The following is a 19,858-nucleotide window of genomic DNA, read 5'->3' as shown; positions in this document are numbered from 1 at the left end:
CCGCGGGACATTCGCCCGCGTCCCACGACGACGTCGCACCCGGCGCCCCGGACCCGTCCCACGGACCCGGTCTCGATAGACTTCTGGGGACCCGCCACCGGAATCCCCGCCGAATCGAGGCCCTCCATGTCCCCCTCCACCGCTCGCGATCCTCTCGATGACGGCAACGCACCCTGGACCGAGCCGACCTCCCGGGTGAGCCCCGCCGGCGATGCCCAGGCCACGCGCCCCCTCCCCCGTCCCGAGGTCCGGCACGACGACGCCGCGGCCGGCGACACCGCCGCCCTGCCGTCGGTCTCCCCGTACGACGACGTCCGCTCCCCCGCCCGGGACACGGCACCGCGCACGGGACGCACCGGCGTCGCCTCCGGACGCCTGCACCCGCGGGACGAGCGCTCCGGCAACACGGACCCCGTGGGCGACGACCACCTCACACCCCCGAGCGAGCGGATCTCGGCCGAGGCCGCGTGGGACTCCATGCGCCCCGCGGTGCGCCCGGAGGGCTCCACCACCGCGGCCCGGCCCACAGTGGAGGAACTGCGGCGGCGGCAGCGCCAGCACTTCGGCGGTATGCAACTGATCCCCGGGGTGTTGGGACTGCTCACGGCCATCTCACTGGGTGGCCTGTTGCTCACGCTCGCCGGACTGCTGGGACCCCAGCTGGGCCTGGACGTGACCCGGGGAGCGGGCGATACCCTGGCCCGGGCATGGCAGGCGCCGGGGGCGGCGCAGTCGTGGATCGCCGTCGCCGTCCTGGGCGTCGTGGAACTGCTCTCGATGATCGCGGGAGGGTACGTGGCCGGGCGCATGGCGCGCTTCTCGGGGGTCGCCCAGGGCGTGAGCGTGTGGCTGTGGTCCCTGCTGGCGCGCGCCATCGCCTCGGTCGTGGTGTTGCTGTGGGCCGACGCCGCCACGGCGGCCGGTCCCCGCTGGGTCGCGCAGGAGCTGATCGGGAGCGATGTGGGAATGGGTCTCATCGCGCTCTCGGGTCTCGTGCTGCTGGGACTCGCGGGCGCGGTCCTGGGCGGGGTGTGGGGCATGCGCTACCACCGTAAAGTGGACGCCTGGACGGTTTCGAATGCAATAAGCTAGTAGACTTCCGTTCTGTCGAGGGCCTGGGCTGGGTCCTCACTGGGGAGTACGGAGGAATTTTCTATGCCTTCAACACTCGTCGCCGTAGTCGACGATCATGAAGTGGTCCGTGAAGGCGTGCGTCTGGTGTCCATGACATCGCTCGCGGACGTCAAGCTCGTGGGATCATCGGATTCCGTGTCCACCCTGTTGGACCAGTTGGGCCGGGACCCGGAGAATCCCGCCCTCACCGCGCAGGGCTCGAAACGCATCGAGTGCGACGTCGTCCTGCTGGACCTGTCCCTGGCGGACAAGTCACGCCCGGCGGGCAACGTGGAACGGTTGCGCAGCGCCGGGATGAAGGTGCTGATCTTCAGCATCGGCGAGAACGCCGGGTTGATCCGCGAGGCGCTGCGCGCCGGCGCCCTGGGGTTGGTGCGCAAATCGGACCCGCTCGAGCACGCCATCGAGGAGGCGCGGGCGATTGCGGACGGCAAACCCGTGATCACCAAAGAACTGGCCGCGGCCATCGACGGGGACGTCGAGTTCTCCCGCGCCGCCCTGTCCCCGCGCGAACGCGAGACCCTGCGCCTGTACGCCTCCGGGTTCGCCCAGGTGCAGGTCGCCCGCCGCATGGGGATCAAGCAGTCCGCGGTGAAGACCAACATCGACCGGATCCGTGAGAAGTACGCGCGGATCGGGCGCCCGGCCCCCACCAAGATCGACCTGCGGATCCGCGCGATCGAGGACGGTCTCGTGGACCCCGAGGACGACGTGACGAGCGCCGAGAAGAAGCTGTGATTCCCCCACCGGACACCCCGTGATCCTGCTGGGGAGGCCACCGGAGGGCCGGGCCCGCTCCTACCGGACGGTCAACACACGGTTGCGGTGGAAGCGCTTCTTCGCGACCACCGCCCCGGAGGAGCTCGGGCTGAACACCTACCGCGCCCACTGGTTCGCGATGATCGGCTTCGGCGTGTTCGCCGTGACCCATCTGATCGAGGCGCTGCCCATCTTCGCGCAACAGCAGCACTCCCTCCACGGGTGGTACACGATCTTCCTGTTGGCGCTCGCGGTGCTCACCGGCCTCACCCTGTTCTACGGGTTGCGCCATTCCGTGCGCCCCTGGGTGTTCCTGGCCTACACGGCCGTGGTCTCCGCGGCCATCCTGGCCCTGCCGCTCGCGTGGACGGGTGAGCCCATGCCCCAGAACCCCTGGATCTCGGGGTTCATCATCCTGGCGGTGGGAGCGGCGGCGGTGCTGTGGAGCCCCACAGCCGCCATCCTGTACATGATCATGAACGAGGGCGTGTACGCCCTGATCTCCGCCCTGCTCATCACCGCGGAGCCCATCCCGGAGTCATGGCTCACGGCGGGACTCTCCCGCATGGTGTTCAGCCTCATGCTCGTGGTGGTCCTCACCGTCGGCAAGCACGGTGTCGAGCGCATGGACATCGCCTACGCCGAGGCCTTGTCGCAGACGCTCGCGCTGCGGCGCAGCCGTTCGGAGACCGCCGACCAGGAGCGGATCGACCGGTTGATCCACGACAACGTGATGGCCGCCCTGTTGGACGCGTCCCGCACCCGGGGTGTCCTACCCAAGCGCACGCGCCAGCTCGCCGCACGGGCCCTGGACATCCTGGCCGAGGAGTCCGACCGCTCCTCCGCGAACCACACCGTGATGGTCCACGTGCTCATGGACGAGCTCATGGAGGCCCTCGCCCCGTGGCGCGCACGTGTGCGATTCACCAACCTGCGGGCACCCATGCGGCCCGTGGGCGAACCGCGGGTGTTCGTCCCCGCGGACGTGGCGCACGGTTTGACCCAGGCCGTGACGGAAGCGGTGTCCAACAGCGCCCGGCACTCGGGCAGTGAGTACACGACCGTGTCGATGGAGGGTGAGCTATGCCCCGCCAGCGGGACCAATCCCGAGGGCTTCTTCCTGCGGTTCACGATCAGTGACGACGGCCGGGGCTTCAACTACCACGACGTCCCCAACCGGCGGCTAGGGGTGCGCGTGTCCATCGTGGAGAACCTTGAGTCCATCGGCGGACGAGTGTCCCTGGACACCGCACCGGGGCGTGGGACGCGTGTGACGCTGGTGTGGCCCAAGGACGTGACGGCATGAGCGGGTCCACGCGCGCGGTCTTCGCCCACCGCTACATGCGCTTCATCCTACTGGCGGCATTCTGCGCACCCTTCGTGGCCGCCGTGGGCTACCTCCAGGATTCCATCCGACCCGAGCAGTTGGCCGTGTCCGTGGTGAACTACGCGCTGGCCGGGTCCATCATCGCGCTACCCCGCTGGGACGGTTCCCAGTTCCCCCTGATCCCCACCGCGTTGACGTCCGTCCTGTTCCTGGTGGCCGCCCAGCAGGGCTACGCCGCGACCCCCGTGACGCTGCAGGCGGGACAGACCCCGTGGTTCCATCTCGGGTTTATCGCCCTGTTGTTCGGCCTGGGGATGCGACGCCGCCCCGGCTGGGCCTTCGCGGTGTGGCTCGGTGTCACGGTGTTGTCCGTGAGCCGGTGGCCCGTGGTCAACGGGGTAATCATGCCCATCGAGGCATATCACGTGGTGGGCATCGCCGTGGTGCTCGTGACGTGGATGGTTGAGCGGCAGTACGACTTCTTCATGCGGCGCAGACAGGACACCCAGCGCCTACTGGCCACCGCGCGCAGCCGCGACGAGGCCGAGAAGGGGATGCGCTACGCCTCCAACCGGCGGGTGGACGAGGTCCGCCGGTTGGCCGGTGGGCTGCTGGAGCAGATCGCCAAGGATTCCTCCGAGGTGACCGACTACGACGTCCAGCAGTTCCGCCTCACCGAGGCCCAACTGCGGGACAGCATCCGCGGTCGCTCCATCGCGACGCCCTACATCCTGGAGCTCACCCGCGCGGCACGTGCCCGGGGGATCACCGTGGACATCCTGGACGAGCGCGGCAGTGCTCCGTCGCCCGAGGTTCTGGAAGCCACCACACAGCAGCTCTCGGCGATCCTCGCGGACGCCCGCTCCGGCGCCGTGACCGTGCGGGCCCTGCCCCCGGGTGACCCCACCGCGGTGTTCATCGTCCACGACTCCCAGGACCCGGACGCCGATCCCGTGGCCGTGGAGATCGCAGACGGCACGGGGGCCGTTTCCGTTTTCTGAACCCGGATGCCTCGAGCGTGCATTCCGCATGACGACGCCACGGCGCTGCGTCTCCCGGTCAGGCCACGCAGAAGCTGATGCTGGGAATGGCGAGGAACTCCCACCCGCCCGCGACCGGCGCCGCATAGGTGAAGGTCAGAGACGAGAACCGCGATGTCGTATTCGTGCTCATGACGTTCCGTACCGTTTTCGTCTGTGAACTCACGTACTCCGCCGAACGAAAAAAGGTGGCCCCCGCAGCACCCCTCGTCGCGTTGGCGGACGTCAAGTCCCCCGTCATGACCCAGGGTTGATCGATCGTCACGGTGTCTGTGTACTGGTATGCGCCACTCGACAGGGTGCTGTTTAACCGGGTGATGTCCAGGATGGTGATGCTCGCCGACGTCAGTGGGACCGGGAATTCAAACGTCACCCTGGTGGTCGTGTTGTACCCGATGTTCAGCACGAGCCCGGGAGATGCCTGGGTGAGCCCGGAGATGGGATAAGGGGCTGTGCTCGTCGGGTAGCCGTTCTGCTCGCCTTGGTAATCCATCTTGCCGTTGAACTTCGAACTGTACATCCCGGTTGACGGGCCGACACTGCGCGGATTCACCGCCCCAGCTTTGCCGCCACGGACAACTCTCGTGGTGACTGCGGCGGACGGCGCGTTCACCTGCGAGATGGCTGTGCCCGTCAGCCCGTTCGCGTCCGTACCCACCGCGAATTGGGAAAAGCTGTAGTTGTAGCACCCCCCCGCACCGGCCGGACCCCGCCATGGACCGGCCCCGCCCACCATGTACCCGCCTCATCCACGACGGTCCCGCCCCGCGGCAATCGCCCTGCACAGCGCGCCCGCCGGGCGGGTTCACACCCCGGTGATACCCGGGGGCCCGCGAGCGCGGATCACAGTACACCACCCGCCCTAGCGTGCTGCCATGACGACTTCATCGGAGACCACCTCGGCAGATGCCCAGGACACCTCACATTCCACGCCCCACACCGCCTTCCGGGTGGTGCACTGCGGGGACGGGTTGCGGCGCTGCCCGTGGGCCGTGAGCACACCCGGGGCGCTCGCGGATCACGATCACGACTGGGGGACGGCCCCTTCGAGCGCGGACGAGTACTTCGCCACGCTCACCCTGGAACTCGTGGACTCGGGGCTGGCCCGGTGGTCGCAGTCCGCGCGCCACGGTTCGTGGTACCTCCACATGGCCGATCTCGAACCCGCCCGCGTGTCCCTGTTCGACGAAGACGACGTGGACGACCTCCTCGTCAACGCCGAACTCATCCGCAACCGCGCCAAGATCGAGGCCGTGATCCACAACGCGGAGGTGTGCCGGGACTGGGACATGGACCGGTGGCTCGCGCTGCTCGAGGAGGCCGGGGTGCCCTTCCCGGGTGACGCCCCGGAAGCGGCGCCGGACAACGCGCTGGAACTCCCGGACAGTTCCACGGAGTCCCGCCGACTGTCCCAGGTGCTGCGATCCCACGGCATCGTGCTGGTGGGCCCGGTCACCGCCTACCGGTGGTTGCAGCGCATCGGCCGGGCACCGGGCCACCTCGCCGGGTGCTTCCGCACGGAGCCGGGCGACGGCGGCTGAGCATCAGTCAAGCAGCAGAGCGGGTTCCTCGAGGATGCGGGCCACGTCCGCCATGAACCGCGCGGAGAGGTCACCGTCCACCACGCGGTGATCGAAGGAACCCCCCAGGGTCGTGATCCACCGCGGGATGACGTCCCCGTCCACGACCCACGGCTTCTGCTTGATGGTCCCGAAGGCCACGATGGCGGCTTCACCGGGGTTGATGATGGGGGTTCCCGTGTCGATGCCTAGCGCACCGATGTTCGTGATGGACAGCGTCCCACCCTGCATGTCCCCCGGCTGGGTGCGCCCGGCGCGCGCGGTCTGCGTCAGCTCGTGCAGCGCGATCGCCAGCTCCCGGAGGCTGAGGTCCTGCGCGTCCTTGATGTTGGGAACCAGCAGACCCCGGGGCGTGGCCGCGGCGATGCCCAGGTTCATGTAGCGCTTGATGATGATCTCGGTGTCGGTCCACGTGGCGTTGACCTGCGGGTTGCGGGCGGCCGCCCAGATCACGGCCTTGGCCAGGATCAACAGTGGCGTGACCTTCACACCCTCGAAGTGCGGGGACTGCTTGAGCCGCTTGACGAACTCCATGGTCCGTGAGGCGTCCACCTCCACGAAGATCGACACGTGGGGCGCGCTGAAGGCGGACTTGACCATGTTCTGGGCGGTGGCCTTGCGCACGCCCTTGACGCGGATGCGTTCCTCCCGCGCGTTGGCCGGCTGGCCGGTGTGGGTCCAGAACGTGTCCGGGCCGTCCTCCACCTCGCGCAGGTGTGCCGCGTAGGCGAGCAGGTCGCGTTTGGTGACCTGGCCGCCGTCGCCGGTGGCCTGCACGTCCGCGAGATCGATGCCCATCTCCTTGGCCGCCTTGCGCACCGGGGGCTTGGCCAGGTTCGGACGGCGCGGGATCGACGCAGAGGCGGGCCCCTGTTCGGCACCCTCGTCCCGAGACTTCAACCAGGACTCCCCGCGGTCCCGGATCTTCCCGGCCTTCTCCGCGAGGTCCACGGCGGCACTTCCCAGTCCCGTGCGGGACAACCGGTCCGCCCAACCGTGCTTGCGCTCGTCGGCCGGCCCCGCGGCGTCGTCGGCGCGGGAGGTCGAGGCGCTCAGACCCTGGGGCGCCTCGGCGTCCGTGCGCATGCCCACGCGGGTACGACGCCGCCGACGCACCGGGTCCGCCTTGGGCCCCGAGCCCACGAGGGCCTTGCCCTGGGCGGAGTCCATGCTGCGCCCCGAACCGGACGTCGCGTCCTCACCGGTCGACGCGGCGGTGTCGGGCGCGGGGGCGTCGGCCAGACCGTCCTCCGGGGCGGAACCCGTGTAGCCGGGGTCAGTGGCACCGGCGGGAGCGTCGTCGGCGGAGCTCACGGAGATGATGGGCGTGCCCACCTCCACGGTGTCCCCCTCCGCGACGAGGATCTCCTGGACCGTGCCCTCGAACGGCGAGGGCAGCTCCACCACGGACTTGGCGGTCTCGATCTCCACGAGCACCTGGTTGACGGACACGGTGTCCCCCTCGGACACCTTCCAGGCCACGATGTCGGCCTCGGTCAGACCCTCACCCACGTCGGGCAGTGTGAATACCTGGGACATGACTTCTCCCTCCGGGCCACCGTGTCCGCGCCGGATCACGGTGGGGTGGATGCTCTAGTAGGCGAAGGACCGGTCGAGTGCTTCGAGCACCCGGTCCAGATCCGGGACGTAGTTCTCCTCCACGGCTGCGGGAGGATAGGGCAGATGGTAGGCGCCCACGCGCAGCACGGGAGCCTCGAGCGAGTAGAACGCACGCTCGGTGACGCGCGCGGCGATCTCCCCGCCCAGACCACCGAACGTGGGGGCCTCGTGGGCGATCACCAGGCGACCCGTCTTGCGCACGGACGCCGTGACGGTGTCGAAGTCGATGGGTGACAGGCTGCGCAGGTCGATGACCTCCACGCTGCGCCCGTCCTCCCGGGCGGCCTCGGCGGCGGCGAGCGCCACGGGCACGAGCGGTCCCCACGCCACGATCGTGGCTTCCTCACCCTCGCGGATCACGGAGGCCTTGAACGGGTCCCCCGGGGAAGTCTTCTCGTCCACCTCGCCCTTGAGCCAGTACCGGCGCTTGGGTTCGAAGATGATGACGGGGTCGTCGCACGCGATGGCCTGCTGCGACATCCAGTAGGCGTCCTGCGCGTTCGACGGCGCGAGCAAGCGCAGTCCCGCCGTGTGGGCGAACAGCGCCTCCGGGGATTCCGAGTGGTGTTCCACGGAGCCGATCACACCTCCGTACGGGATGCGGATCGTCACGGGAACCGTGAGCTGCCCGTCCGAGCGGGCGTGGATCTTGGCCAGCTGGGTCGTGATCTGGTTGAACGCCGGGAACGTGAACCCGTCGAATTGGATCTCGCACACGGGCCGGTACCCGCGTTCGGCGAGGCCCACCGCGGTGCCCACGATCCCCGCCTCACCGAGGGGTGTGTCCAGCACGCGGTGCGCACCGAACCTGGACTTTAGCCCCTCGGTCACGCGGTACACGCCGCCCAGGGAGCCGATGTCTTCCCCCATGAGCATGACCTTGGGGTTCTCCTCCATGGCCCGTGCGAGCCCGGCATTGATGGCCTTGGCCACGGTCAGCTGTGTCACGCGCCGGCTCCTCGGGTGTCGTGGTCGTCCATCTCGTCCTGGGGTGCGAAGCCCGCCTGGTAGTCCAGGTACTCGGCGCGTTCGGCGTCCACCAGTGAATGCTGCTCGGCGTACGCCTTGGCGAAGGAGTCCTCGAACCGGGGCGGGGTCATGGCCAGGACGTCCGCGCGCATGCGCTGCGCGATCTCGTCGTTCTCGCGCGCCACGGTCTCGAAGAACTCGTCCTCGACCCCGTGGGCGTCCCGCAAGTGGGCCCGCAGCCGGTCCACGGGATCCAGGTGACCCCACTGCTCTTCCTCGTCCCGTTCGCGGTACTTGGTGGGATCGTCCGCCGTGGTGTGGGCCCCCATGCGGTAGGTCTCCGCCTCGATCAGCACGGGCCCCTCTCCCGCGCGGATCTTCTCGAGCGCGTACCGCGTGGCCGCGACGACGCCCAGGATGTCGTTGCCGTCCACACGCAATCCCTCGAAGCCGTAACCGGCCGCGCGCGTGGCCAGGGGCACGCGGGACTGGGTCGCGAACGGGACCGAGATGGCCCACTGGTTGTTCTGGATGAAGAACAGCACGGGGGTGTCGTAGGACGCCGCGAAGACCATGGACTCGTGGATCTCACCCTCGGTGCTCGCACCGTCCCCGAAGTACGCGATGACGGCCTCCGGGGCGGTTTCCGGCGGAGTGCCCGCATCCTGGGCGGCCTTGCGGTCCAGGGCGGTTCCCATGGCGTAACCCACCGCATGCGGGACCTGGGAGGCGAGCACCATGGTGTAGAGGTTCAGGTTGTGTTTCTCCGGGTCCCAGCCCCCGGCCGTGATGCCGCGGAACAACCGCATTAGATCGGACGGCGCCACACCGCGTTCTAAGGCCACGGCGTGTTCGCGGTAGGACGGGAAGATCCGGTCGGTGGGCAGCGTGGGCCACACAGAACCGACCTGGGCGGCCTCCTGACCCCGCAGGGGCACCCACAGCACGAGCTGGCCCTGACGCTGCAGCGAGGTACCCTCCTCGTCCACGCGCCGCGCCCCGGTCATGGAACGGTAGAGGTGCTGCAACTGTTCGACCGTGACGTCCGCGACGTACGGGGACAACAGGGCATCGTCCGCGATCGCCCCCTGTTCGTCCAGGATCTGGTGACGCGGGAGCGTGCTGGGCACGGCGCCTGCGTGGGTGCGTGATGCCATGGGTGGTGTCGGTCCTTCCGCTGTCCTCGCCTGCCGTCTCGCCACCGTCACGGCGATCCGGGCGTGCGCGGGGGTCTCGGTACTCGTAACGGTCTCAGGGCTGCCCAGGCAGGGGCATGGTGCTGGGGTGCGGGAACGCGGCGCACAGTTCCAGGAACCGGGTGTTCGCCTCGGGCTCCCCGAAACTCACGCGCACCCCTTCCGCACCGAAACGCCGCACGGACAGGGCGTGCTGATCGCACAGCTGGGAGAACGCTTCGCCGTGCTCCCCGAGGGGCAGCCACACGAAGTTCGCCTGGGTGGGCGGGTACTGCCACCCCAGGTCGTCGAGTCCGCGCAGCACGCGCTCCCGTTCGTCCACGACCCGCTGGACCCGTTCCTCGACCTGGTCGATGTTCGTGAGGGACGCGATCGCAGCGAGCTGGGCCACCTCCGTGACACTGAACGCCGGCGCGCTCTGGCGCAGGTACTGCGTGACCTCCTGCTGGGCCACGGTGTAACCCACCCGCAGCCCGGCCAGACCGTGGGCCTTGGAGAACGTGCGCAGGGAGACCACATTGGGGTGATCACGGTAGAGCTCGATGCCGTCGGCCAGGCCCTCGGCGCGCTGGAACTCCCAGTACGCCTCGTCCACGACGACCACCACGTGGGACGGGACCCGCTTCAGGAACTCGCGCACGGCGTCGTCGCGCAGGCTGGGGCCCGTGGGGTTGTTGGGGGTGCACAGCAGGATGACCCGCGTGCGGTCGGTGACGGCGCGGGCCATCGCGTCAAGATCGTGCGAGCCGTCCGGGAGGTTGGGCACCTGCACGCCGAGCGCGCCGGCCAGACCCACCGAGATCGGATACGCCTCGAACGAGCGCCACGCGTGGATCACCTCGTCCGGGCGACCGTCCTCCCCGGAACCGGCGAAGGCCGCGAGCAGTTGGTTGAGTGCGCCCAGGCTGCCCGCACCGGCCACGACGTCCTGCGCGGGGACGTCCAGGTACTGCGCCAGAGCCTCACGCAGGGCGCTCGCGGCGGGATCCGGATAGCGGTTGTAGGCGTCGAAGGACGCGAGCGCCTCCCGGACAGCCGGAACGGGACCGAAGGGGTTCTCGTTGGATGCCAACTTGTAGGCCACGAGACCGGGGATCTCGGCGGCCGACTTGCCCGCGGCGTACGCGGGGAGCTTGCCGAGTACCGCCCGCGGCGTAACGCGCGTGGTCCGCTGCGGTGACCCCTGCGATCCGGGAGCGGGCGTGGAAGTTTCCATAGCTGCCATGCTAACGCCAGGGACCGCCCCACTTCGTCGGTGCGTCAGTGTTCCTCCCGTCCCTCGTAGACGTACGTTTCGGTGCGCGTCCCGGGCCCATGGGGCACCGCGTCCGCGAGCCGCTGCTCATGGGCCACCACGACCGGGTGCCGCGAATCGGTGATCCCCTGGGCGCCCACCGTGTACACGTACATCTCATGCGCCCCGATCCCCCTGAACCCCTGCTTCAGGGTCAGCGCATCCTGATAGGGGGTGTTCACGCGCACCGTGGATCGGTGGTCGGCATCCGGGTTGGGCACGCCGTCCAGGGTGGGCACGACGTCGTCCACGTGTTCCACCGCCATCACGGACGTGCCCTCGGGGATCTCGAAGTCCCCCACGGGCGAACCGAACGTGGTGACCGCGGCGACGTCATAACGCTCACGGAACGCACGGTTGGCAGCCAGCCCCGCGGCGTCGATCCCGCCCAGGCTGTGGCCCGTGAGCACCACGGTGTCCCCGGAGCGGATGCCCGCGTCCTGCAGCGCCTGCACGGCCATGCGCTGCGCCTGGGGCAGCTCGGTGAGTGCGGCGTCCGGTTGCGCCGTGATGCCCTGCCCGATCCCCTTCAGATCATGCACGCCGGGACTGTCCTCCCACTTTTCAGTCCCGGTCAGCACCACGGAGTACGCCGTCCTCCCGTTCCCGTCCGTGGCCTTCTGCACCATGACCGTGCTGTTCTCGACCTGCGCCCCGTCCGGGCCCACGCCCGAGACGATGTTCTTGGCGTCCTTGAGCGCCGCGGCGGTCCCCGCGATCGTGGTGGGCACGGCTCCCGCGTGCCGCGCCCCGGCCGGAAGCGGTCGCTCGGGCATGCCCGTCATGTGGTGGCGGGCCGCGTTCGCGGCGGTCACCCCGGTGAACACCTCCCGGCGTGCCTCGCGTAACGCGCGCGGGGCGAGCACCGGTCGTAGGGCAGCCGACACACCGCGGTCGAAGGCCTCTGCCGGGGTCAACCGGCGCCCCTTGCGATACGGCGTGTACCACGCGACGCCCGCCAGAGAAGCCGACAGCACGGCGGCCGAGGCGGGCGCGAGCATGGCACTGAGTACCCCGGGTTCCTCCCCCGCTGCATCCCTCCACGGGTCGCCCGCGCCCCCGGTGGTCTTCTCGGACCTGCCGTGCGCGGTGAGCAACCCCACGGCCAGCGCTCGCGCGTGCTGGCCCAGCGTTAAGGGCCTCGGCGCCGACGACGCCGCACCGCCGGTTCTCCCGTCCGGCTCCGCCGCGACGACGCCGGGCCCTGGTGCGTCCGCACCGGCTCCCGGGGTGCCTGCACCGGCTCCCGGAACGGTGTGGGACCCGGAGGCACTCCCGCCGGGCACGACGGGGTACTGAAGCAGCCCATCCATGAGATCGTCCAGGCCAGGCCCGCGGATGAGGGCGTCGGTCCCGCGCGGACCACCTCCCCGGATGAGGAGTCCGTACTGCCACGGCTGGACCCGCTCGAGGAACTCGTGCGGTGAGTCGATCCCCGCGCGAGCCAGTGCGACGTCCAGGTCTTCCAGGGTCCGACCGCCATCCCGGGCCAGAGGGCGGGTCACACCGTACAGGGGCAAACCCCACACCCGCCCCGCCAGGAGGGACGTCAATGCCCTCTCCACGGTCTCGTAGTTCTGCCGCGCGAGAACCAGTCGCGCGGCAGAGGCCTCCAGTGCGGCGATCTGCGCGAGCAGGTCGCGGCTCACGAGATCGGCGAGCGCCCCCGCACCCGCCAGGGACGGCTGCCCCGTGAGGGACCACAGGTGCAGTTCGGCGGTGACCGGGACGAGCCCGGCGAGGACGCCGCCCACGGTCTCGACCACCGCGGTGAGCGAGCCCTCGATCCCCGAGATGACGTCCGTGTCCACCATGACCGCGGTGCCGCCCGGGACGCCACCCGAGACCTCCATGCTGGTTCTCGCGCCCTCGACGGCGGCTGCGACCCGTTCCGGGTCCGCGTGGCCGTCCGGCGTGGGGCGTTCCCCGGAACCAGGGGTGAACAGTTCGCTCTGGAGGTCCTCGGCCCGCCCGTGGACCTCGGTCACGCCGTGTTCCATGCTCACGGCAGTGTCCCGCGGAGACGAGGCGGCCGCATCATCCGCAACCGGCACGGCGGCGGGGCCACCTCCCGCCACCGGCACGGCCGACCTCCCGGCCTGTTCCTCACCCGCGGCCGGCACAGCTGCGTCCTCCGAAGATCCGGTGCTCGAGCCCAGCACCGTCCGCGCCGCCGCGGTCACGGCGACCCGCCCCACGACGCGCTCGCAGCGTGACCCGTCGCGAGTCCCACGCCCAGCACCGTGCTCAGTGCCGCGGCCATGGGAGCTCCCATCTGGGCGATGCTCTCGACAGCCGCGACCCGTTCCGCGAGCGCGGCCGCCCCCGTCCGCACGAGCTGAGCAGTTTCACGACAGCGGTGCGAAACGTCTCGCAGTTCCTGCTCGTGGCGATCGGCGCGGGCCCGGAAGGACCTGGCACCCGGGCCCTCCCACGCACCGTGGGTCTCCGCGAGGGACGCGATCCGGGAGGCGAGCCCCGCGAGGTGCTCCGCGGCGTCGTCGTAATGACGTGCCACGAGGCAGAGCCGTTCGTGGACCAGCGCCGAGACCGCCGATGGGGACGTTCCCGGGAACACCGGGCTCGCGAGTTGTGACATGACCGGTTCCTTCCCGCGCCCCACCACGCGGGCGCCACGCGACCAGGCTAGGGAACGGCGATCCTGTGCTCGGGCGGCCCCGGAAGCATGTGTATCCACGCCCTGCTCGGCCATCCCGAGAACCGCGGTGCAGGACGTTCACCGCGGCGAGGGGCGCCCCGGCGCGTGAAAGAATGAGGGCCATGTCGAACACCGCGCAGACCCTCCCCTCCGGACGTGTGGCCCTGAGCCAGCAGTCACCCGCCATCGCGCTGGGACCGCTGGACGGCCGTTACCGCCCCCAGACCGCCGTGCTGGTGGACTACCTCTCGGAAGCGGCGCTGAACCGCGAACGGGTGCACGTGGAGGTCGAGTGGTTCATCCACCTGTGCGAGCAGCGAGCGCTCACGGGTCTGGAACCCCTCTCGGATGAGCAAAAGAGCGGTTTGCGCGCAATCGTCGCGGACTTCGACGCCGCGTCGGTCGCGGAACTGGCTGAGATCGAGGCCGTCACGGTGCACGACGTCAAGGCGGTGGAGTACTACATCGGGCGCAGGCTGCCGGGGCTCGGCCTCGAGCACCTGACGCCGCTCGTGCACTTCGCGTGCACGTCCGAGGACATCAACAACCTCTCCTACGCGCTCGGCATCCGCGATGCGATCAACCACGTGTGGTTGCCCGCGGCGCGCGAACTGGTCGCGGCGGTGGCCACGATGGCGCGGGACGCGAAGGCCATCCCCATGCTGTCTCACACCCACGGCCAGCCAGCCACGCCCACGACCCTGGGCAAGGAACTCGCAGTGTTCGCGCACCGCCTGGGCCGCCAGGTGCAGCGCGTGGCGGACACCGAGTTCCTGGGCAAGCTCAACGGCGCCACCGGGACGTTCGCAGCGCACACAGCCGCGGCCCCGGACACGGACTGGCCCGAGACCTCCCGGTCCTTCGTGAGCCACCTGGGGCTCACGTGGAACCCGCTGACCACCCAGATCGAGTCCCACGACTGGCAGGCCGAGCTGTACGCGGACATGGCCCGGTTCAACCGGATCCTGCACAACCTCTGCACGGACGTGTGGTCCTACATCTCGATCGGTTACTTCCACCAGATCCCGGTGGAGGGTGCCACGGGCTCCTCGACCATGCCGCACAAGGTCAACCCCATCCGCTTCGAGAACGCGGAGGCCAACGCGGAGATCTCGTGTTCGCTGCTGGACACGCTCGCCGTAACCCTCGTAACCTCGCGGTGGCAGCGGGACCTCACGGACTCCTCGTCCCAGCGCAACATCGGGGTGGCGTTCGGTCACTCGTTGCTGGCGGTGTCCAACGTGCTCAAGGGCCTCGACCGCCTGGACGTGGCACAGGAGGTGCTCGCCGAGGAGTTGGACCAGAACTGGGAGGTCCTGGGCGAGGCCGTGCAGACCGCCATGCGCGCCGAGGCCATTGCGGGCCGCGAGGGCATGGACAACCCCTACGAGCGGCTCAAAGAACTCACCCGCGGCCACCGCGTGGACGCCGACCGGATGCGCGAGTTCATCGCGGACCTCGGCCTCTCCGAGGACACCGCCCGGCGCTTGAGCGAGCTGGGCCCCGGGCAGTACACGGGCCTGGCCGAGCAGCTCGTGGACCGTTACCTGGACTGAGCCGTCGGCCCGGCCCGACGCCGCCCGGTCCCGCCCCCGGAGCGGCTCCGGAGCGGCTCCGGGCAGGGCCGAGGCAGCACCAAACACCTGTGTCCCGGAACAGCACGCTCCACGCGTGATCACGTGCTGTTCCGGGACACAGATGTATTCGGGGGCCCGGCGGAACTCACGAGCGCCGCCGGGCACCGCATGACCCCGCCCGGGGTTGTGCGCCCTACTTGCGCTTCTTCCGGCCCTTCGCGTCGGACTCCAGTTCCTTCCGATCACCGTCGGGGGAACCGTCCTCGAACTTCTCCGCGCGCTCACCCAGGGCAAGGTTGGGCGGGAACTCGTCCGGGAAATCCCCGAAGGCCTCGCGTGAGGCCTTGATGACCTGGCGGGCCATGGCCAGGTTGGCGCCGCCCCCCACCACGGCGCCCAGACCGAACGGCAGCGCGCGGCCCAGCACCGCGCCGGACTGGCGGGCCAGGAACCGCTTGACGAACATGTTGCGGATCGAGCGGCCCACGTCGAAGCGCTGGGAGCTGTCCGGGGACTTGCCGAGCATCAGGCCCCACTTGCTCGTGAGGCTCTTGCTCGCGGACGAGCTGGACAGCAACTGGCCCATGAGCGCGCTCCCGTCCTCGCCGAGCATGAGCGCCATGATCATGGTCCGGTTCTGCTGCTCGTCCTTGGGCTCCACCCCGTGCAGTTCGGCCATGGCCTGCGCGTACAGGGCCGTAGCCTCCAGGTAACCCGCCACGGCGGCGGAGGACAGCCCGAGGGACGCGATGGTGCCGATCCCGGGGACCGCCGCGGTAGCACCCACGGCGCCGCCGCCCACGGTCACGGAGCGCAGGTAGAGCTTCTCGGCGCGCTTGGCGATCTGGGCGGGCGTCTCCTTGGGGTGCTGCGCACGCTCCCGCTTGAGCGCCTTGACCACCCACGGCTGTTGGATGCGCAGCACATGGTCCAGGAACTTGTTGACACCGGGCTTGGGTTTGCCGTTCTCATCGAACGCCTTGTTCAGGGGGTTCAAGTCCATCAACGACCACTCCTCGAAACGGGTTGGGGGTGTTCGGCGGGTACCGCCGAACACATCAGCACTACTATTCCACAGCGCGCAGCGCTTTCGGCGTGCCCGACCCCCGGCGCCTATCATGCGCGCGGCCGACGACGCCGCCACGGCCCCGTCCCACGCGCGGCTCACACCGGAGTCCTGCCACCGCATGGCCGCGAGCAACATCATGGGCAGCTGCTCGAAACCGCCCACCGTCTCGATCTTCAGTGTCACGTCCTTGGACGTGGCATCGAGCTCGGACAGCTGTTCCAACAGATCCGCGACATCGTCCGCGCTGCGCACGAAGGACATGTTCAAGAGGTCCGCGTGCCGCGCCACGAAACGCAGATCAACGGCAGGTGAACTCCGCCCGCGGGTCAGTGCGTGCTGAAGTCGGTGAACGCCCCCGTGGGCGGGCCGAAGTGCTCGTCCACGGTGATCACCGCACCAGGGGTGTCCCGGGAGATGAGCGCCTGCAGCAGCTCACCCACGGCCCAGCGCGGACCCTCGGCCACAACGGTCACGGTGCCGTCCGGGTTGTTGGTGGCACTTCCTACGAGTCCCAGTTTCTCGGCCTGGCGCCAGCACCAGTAGCGGAACCCCACGCCCTGCACGGTCCCGTGCACCACGGCGGTGAGGGCGAGGGTCCCGTTCAGGTCCAGCTTGTCCTGATTGCGGCCGGCTGACGCGGCGGGATGAATCGACGGCATCTCCATGCGCCCAGCCTAGAAGACCCCAGCCTGGAAGACCCCGGTCGCAGCCACCCGGCAGACAGGGCCCGCAGGTCGGGAGCGGCTATCACGACCGGGCACCGGGGCCGACTGTCGGGCCGAGCTGCCGGAGCCCGAACCATCAGGGCCTGATTCGCGGGGCCCGATCTGCCGCGACCGGGCGTGAAAAATCGCCCGGCCCACGCGGACCCCGGTGGGGCCCGCCACGGACCGGGCGATCACGACTGACAAAGGCTGCAGATCAGCCCAGGTTCTCGAGCGCCTGTGCGATCGGGGTGTCACCGTCAGAGAACTCGATGAACTTCCTGGCGGTACCCCGCGGATCGGCGAGCACCCGGGCGGCCACGAGGGCCACGTTGCCGCGTGCCGTCTTCTTCTCGTCGTCGCTGCCGGCGCGGCCCAGCGTGATCTCCCCCGAGGGGTCGTCGTCGGTGAGCGCCCCGGGGCCCAGGATGGTCCACTCGAGGGAGCTCGCGCGCAAGTGGTCGTCCGCGTCCGCCTTGGACTGCGCGTAGGAGTAGAAGTCGTTGTCCTCAGGGACCCCGTGGTCCTGCCCGGCGCCCATGTAGGACACCATGACGTAGTGCGTGACGCCGGCGGCCTGCGCGGCATCCATGGAACGGATCGCGGCGTCCCGGTCCACGGCATACGTGCGCTCGGGGTCGCCCCCGCCCGCGCCCGCGGACCACACGACGGCGTCCTGGCCGGAGAACAGCTCCGTCATGGCCTCAACATCCAACTCCTGGACGTCCGCGACGACCGGTGTTGCCCCGGTGTTCTCCACGTCCTGGCTCTGCTCCCGCTTGCGGATCACCGCGTTGACGGTGTCCCCCTGCGTGGACAGCAATCGGCTCAGCTGCAGCGCCACCTTGCCGTGGCCACCGATGATCGTGATCTCGGACATTGCGGGTCCTTCCTGTCGGAACGGGTGTCGCGGGGACAGCGCGTGCCCCCGACATCCAGTACAGCATGCGTCAGCGGCGGATTATTCCGAACCCCCGGGGCCCACCCGGTCCCCCTGCCGCCGCGCGATATGGGGGTCCTCCGCGCCCGGCGGGGCCGGAACGCCTCGGCCTCACGGGCCCGTCACACCCTGCGGGACCTCAGTTCTCGAGGCCGCCGTTGGCGAGGCTCGCGTTGAGCACCCGGGCGAGGGTCGACAGGTCTGCGTCCTGCTGTTCGGCGAGTGCGTCCGCGAGCACGCCCAGTAGGCCGTGGACCACGAACCGGTCCCGGATCTCGACGACGCCGCGGTCCTCCCCGCTCTCGCGATCCTCCCGGAGGCTGCGCAGACCCGTCATGGCGTGTTCCGCGACCGCCCCACGTGCCAGGGAGGGACCGGGCCCGCACAGCATGGCCCGGTAGAACTCCTGGTGCTCGTCCAGGTGCGCCACGAGCGGGGGCAGGACCAGGTCCAGCGGACTGGCCTCGCGGTTCTGCAGGGCGCTCGGGGCCAGGGGGAGGCGGGCCAGCAAGGATTGCGTGGCGCCGAGCAGCACCTGGTCCCGCGAGCCGAAGTTCTCGTACACGGCCTTGCGGCTGACCCCCGCGGCCTGCGCGATCTCGGTCATCCCCACCTGGGAGCCCCGGCGCGCGACCAGTTCGACGGCGGCTTCCACCACGGCCGCACGGGTGCGTTCGATCCGCCGGTCCATGTGCGCTCCAATGTCAGGGTCGTAGAAAGGGTGCCCATCCATTGAACGCTCAAACAGGAAATTACGCGACAACCTAAAGGGTGAGACCCGAAAACCTCAGCGCGCGGGCGTAACCGCCTCCACGAGGAACACGCGCCCGTCCCCGCTCAGGGTCACCGTGCTCGGGGTCTCCAGGCAGATCAGGGACTCGCCCGATGTCGCTCGCGCACCCTCCGCGTCCGCGTCACCAGCAGAGCGCGCGGAGACCTCCACGTCCCCCTCGGTCACGAGCACCATGCACACCCCCGCGAGCTCCCGGGTGACGGGGCGCTGCGGGCTCACGCGCACCGCGGCCAGGGAGAGAGCGGGGTCCCACAGCGTGTACCGCACCACGCCGTCCTCGGCCTCGCGCGGTTCCAGGACGCTCACGGGTTGCTGGGCGGTGGCCATGACCCTCAGCAGTTCCGGGACGTCCACGTGCTTGGCGGTCAGACCAGCGCGCAGCACGTTGTCCGAGCACCCCATGATCTCCACCGCGGTGCCGCTGAGGTACGCGTGCACCTGTCGGTCCGGGGTGAACAGGGCTTGGCCGGGGGCCAGGTGCACCATGTTCATACACAGAGCCACGAGCAGACCCCGGTCACCCGGGTAGTGGTGGGTCAACAACCGGATCAGGTGCGTCGCGCGTTCCACGGGATCCGCCTCCGCGGACAACCGGGGTTTGTCCGCGTCCTCGCCGCGGGGCGAGGTGGCCGGGGTGGTATCCACAGCGGTAACGCACGCGCGCACGGCGGCGGCAGCGGCGTCGTCGGCGAGCTCGAGCGCGTACTGCACGGGACACTCGGACGCCGCGGCGTCCGCGAGCCACGGGAGGTTTAGTTCCCGGGAGAGACGCTTCAGGTCGGCCCGATCCTGCTGACCCGCGAGCAACCACATGGGTGACAGCGCCACGACCGTCTCCGGTTTGGCGCGCTCGTCCTTGTAATTACGGTGCGCGGAGTCCCGCGCGACGCCCGCGGCGTTCTCCCGCGCGAACCCCTCACGGGCCTGTTCCTCGGACGGGTGCACCTGGATGGACAGCGGCGCCGCGATCGCGAGGATCTTCAGGAGGAACGGCAGGTCGGGGGCCACTTCGTCCAGGCCGCGCTGGACCCCGTCGAGGGTCACCCGGGACGGAGCGCTCGCGTGGGCACCCATCCACAGCTCGGCCTCGGGTTCCTCGGTGGGTGCGGAGCGCCCCTGCATGCCGGCGAGGACCGATCGCGATCCCCACGCGTAGTGCTGGATCGGATTGGTCATCCTCAAGAACTCGGCCATGTC

General features: G+C 69.8%; 18 protein-coding genes. 6 read left to right on the top strand and 12 right to left on the bottom strand.

Annotated features, from left to right (window positions below; all coding sequences use genetic code 11):
* Positions 1 to 126: 126 nt before the first annotated feature.
* The 4 genes from ACW9PK_RS07575 to ACW9PK_RS07560 all read left to right on the top strand — a co-directional run bounded on the left by ACW9PK_RS07575 (position 127) and on the right by ACW9PK_RS07560 (position 4,221).
* Positions 127 to 1,092 carry a TIGR04086 family membrane protein gene (locus ACW9PK_RS07575; RefSeq protein ID WP_457015460.1) on the top strand — a complete coding sequence of 322 codons (966 nt, stop codon included), beginning with the start codon at positions 127 to 129 and terminating at the stop codon, positions 1,090 to 1,092.
* Between the two features lie 63 nt (positions 1,093 to 1,155).
* A complete protein-coding gene (locus ACW9PK_RS07570) occupies positions 1,156 to 1,872 on the top strand; it encodes a LuxR C-terminal-related transcriptional regulator (RefSeq protein ID WP_085106122.1) in 717 nt (238 codons plus the stop codon).
* Positions 1,873 to 1,891: 19 nt separating this feature from the next.
* Positions 1,892 to 3,199 carry a sensor histidine kinase gene (locus tag ACW9PK_RS07565; RefSeq protein ID WP_457015459.1) on the top strand — a complete coding sequence of 436 codons (1,308 nt, stop codon included), beginning with the start codon at positions 1,892 to 1,894 and terminating at the stop codon, positions 3,197 to 3,199.
* Positions 3,196 to 4,221, top strand: coding sequence for a hypothetical protein (locus ACW9PK_RS07560; protein ID WP_457015458.1), 1,026 nt, complete (start codon positions 3,196 to 3,198; stop codon positions 4,219 to 4,221). Before ACW9PK_RS07565 ends, ACW9PK_RS07560 begins: the two co-directional genes overlap by 4 nt.
* Positions 4,222 to 4,279: 58 nt before the next feature.
* On the opposite strand, the gene ACW9PK_RS07555 is transcribed toward ACW9PK_RS07560, so the two are convergent.
* The gene (locus tag ACW9PK_RS07555; protein WP_457015457.1) at positions 4,280 to 4,918 is read right to left on the bottom strand and encodes a hypothetical protein; all 639 of its coding nucleotides are present in this window, start codon (positions 4,916 to 4,918) and stop codon (positions 4,280 to 4,282) included.
* A gap of 217 nt (positions 4,919 to 5,135) precedes the next feature.
* Here ACW9PK_RS07555 and ACW9PK_RS07550 point away from each other — a divergent pair, with 217 nt between their 5' ends.
* Positions 5,136 to 5,801: a DNA-3-methyladenine glycosylase I gene (locus tag ACW9PK_RS07550; RefSeq protein WP_098055082.1), complete on the top strand. Its 666-nt coding sequence runs from the start codon at positions 5,136 to 5,138 to the stop codon at positions 5,799 to 5,801.
* Between the two features lie 3 nt (positions 5,802 to 5,804).
* On the opposite strand, the gene ACW9PK_RS07545 is transcribed toward ACW9PK_RS07550, so the two are convergent.
* The 6 genes from ACW9PK_RS07545 to ACW9PK_RS07520 all read right to left on the bottom strand — a co-directional run bounded on the left by ACW9PK_RS07545 (position 5,805) and on the right by ACW9PK_RS07520 (position 13,518).
* Entirely contained in the window at positions 5,805 to 7,379 is a 1,575-nt protein-coding gene (locus ACW9PK_RS07545; RefSeq protein ID WP_313362381.1) for a dihydrolipoamide acetyltransferase family protein, read from the bottom strand.
* 54 nt (positions 7,380 to 7,433) lie between these two features.
* Positions 7,434 to 8,408, bottom strand: a complete 975-nt coding sequence (locus ACW9PK_RS07540; protein ID WP_064847424.1) for an alpha-ketoacid dehydrogenase subunit beta — start codon at positions 8,406 to 8,408, stop codon at positions 7,434 to 7,436.
* On the bottom strand, positions 8,405 to 9,586 hold the full coding sequence (locus ACW9PK_RS07535) for a thiamine pyrophosphate-dependent enzyme (protein WP_085106117.1): 1,182 nt from the start codon (positions 9,584 to 9,586) through the stop codon (positions 8,405 to 8,407). The genes ACW9PK_RS07540 and ACW9PK_RS07535 overlap by 4 nt, the downstream gene beginning before the upstream one ends.
* 94 nt (positions 9,587 to 9,680) lie before the next feature.
* Positions 9,681 to 10,841, bottom strand: coding sequence for a histidinol-phosphate transaminase (locus tag ACW9PK_RS07530; protein ID WP_457015456.1), 1,161 nt, complete (start codon positions 10,839 to 10,841; stop codon positions 9,681 to 9,683).
* A gap of 44 nt (positions 10,842 to 10,885) precedes the next feature.
* Positions 10,886 to 12,919 carry a lipase family protein gene (locus ACW9PK_RS07525; protein ID WP_457017182.1) on the bottom strand — a complete coding sequence of 678 codons (2,034 nt, stop codon included), beginning with the start codon at positions 12,917 to 12,919 and terminating at the stop codon, positions 10,886 to 10,888.
* 179 nt (positions 12,920 to 13,098) lie between these two features.
* On the bottom strand, positions 13,099 to 13,518 hold the full coding sequence (locus tag ACW9PK_RS07520; protein WP_144931791.1) for a hypothetical protein: 420 nt from the start codon (positions 13,516 to 13,518) through the stop codon (positions 13,099 to 13,101).
* Between the two features lie 182 nt (positions 13,519 to 13,700).
* Here ACW9PK_RS07520 and purB point away from each other — a divergent pair, with 182 nt between their 5' ends.
* Positions 13,701 to 15,134 carry an adenylosuccinate lyase gene (gene purB, locus ACW9PK_RS07515; protein ID WP_457015455.1) on the top strand — a complete coding sequence of 478 codons (1,434 nt, stop codon included), beginning with the start codon at positions 13,701 to 13,703 and terminating at the stop codon, positions 15,132 to 15,134.
* Positions 15,135 to 15,348: 214 nt separating this feature from the next.
* Here purB and ACW9PK_RS07510 read toward each other — a convergent pair whose 3' ends face one another.
* The 5 genes from ACW9PK_RS07510 to manA all read right to left on the bottom strand — a co-directional run bounded on the left by ACW9PK_RS07510 (position 15,349) and on the right by manA (position 19,855).
* Positions 15,349 to 16,512, bottom strand: coding sequence for a hypothetical protein (locus ACW9PK_RS07510; RefSeq protein ID WP_457015454.1), 1,164 nt, complete (start codon positions 16,510 to 16,512; stop codon positions 15,349 to 15,351).
* A 38-nt stretch (positions 16,513 to 16,550) separates the two neighbouring features.
* Positions 16,551 to 16,889 (bottom strand): acylphosphatase, encoded by a 339-nt coding sequence (locus tag ACW9PK_RS07505; RefSeq protein ID WP_084118079.1) that lies wholly within the window; start codon positions 16,887 to 16,889, stop codon positions 16,551 to 16,553.
* Between the two features lie 256 nt (positions 16,890 to 17,145).
* Positions 17,146 to 17,808, bottom strand: coding sequence for an SDR family oxidoreductase (locus tag ACW9PK_RS07500; RefSeq protein WP_167318038.1), 663 nt, complete (start codon positions 17,806 to 17,808; stop codon positions 17,146 to 17,148).
* Positions 17,809 to 18,007: 199 nt separating this feature from the next.
* Positions 18,008 to 18,559, bottom strand: a complete 552-nt coding sequence (locus ACW9PK_RS07495) for a TetR/AcrR family transcriptional regulator (protein ID WP_085106110.1) — start codon at positions 18,557 to 18,559, stop codon at positions 18,008 to 18,010.
* 96 nt (positions 18,560 to 18,655) lie between these two features.
* Positions 18,656 to 19,855: a mannose-6-phosphate isomerase, class I gene (gene manA, locus ACW9PK_RS07490; RefSeq protein ID WP_085106259.1), complete on the bottom strand. Its 1,200-nt coding sequence runs from the start codon at positions 19,853 to 19,855 to the stop codon at positions 18,656 to 18,658.
* Positions 19,856 to 19,858 lie beyond the last annotated feature (3 nt).

The sequence above is a fragment of the Kocuria sp. MNB10 genome (assembly GCF_054073685.1).
This window is presented reverse-complemented; position numbering and strand designations above follow the sequence as displayed.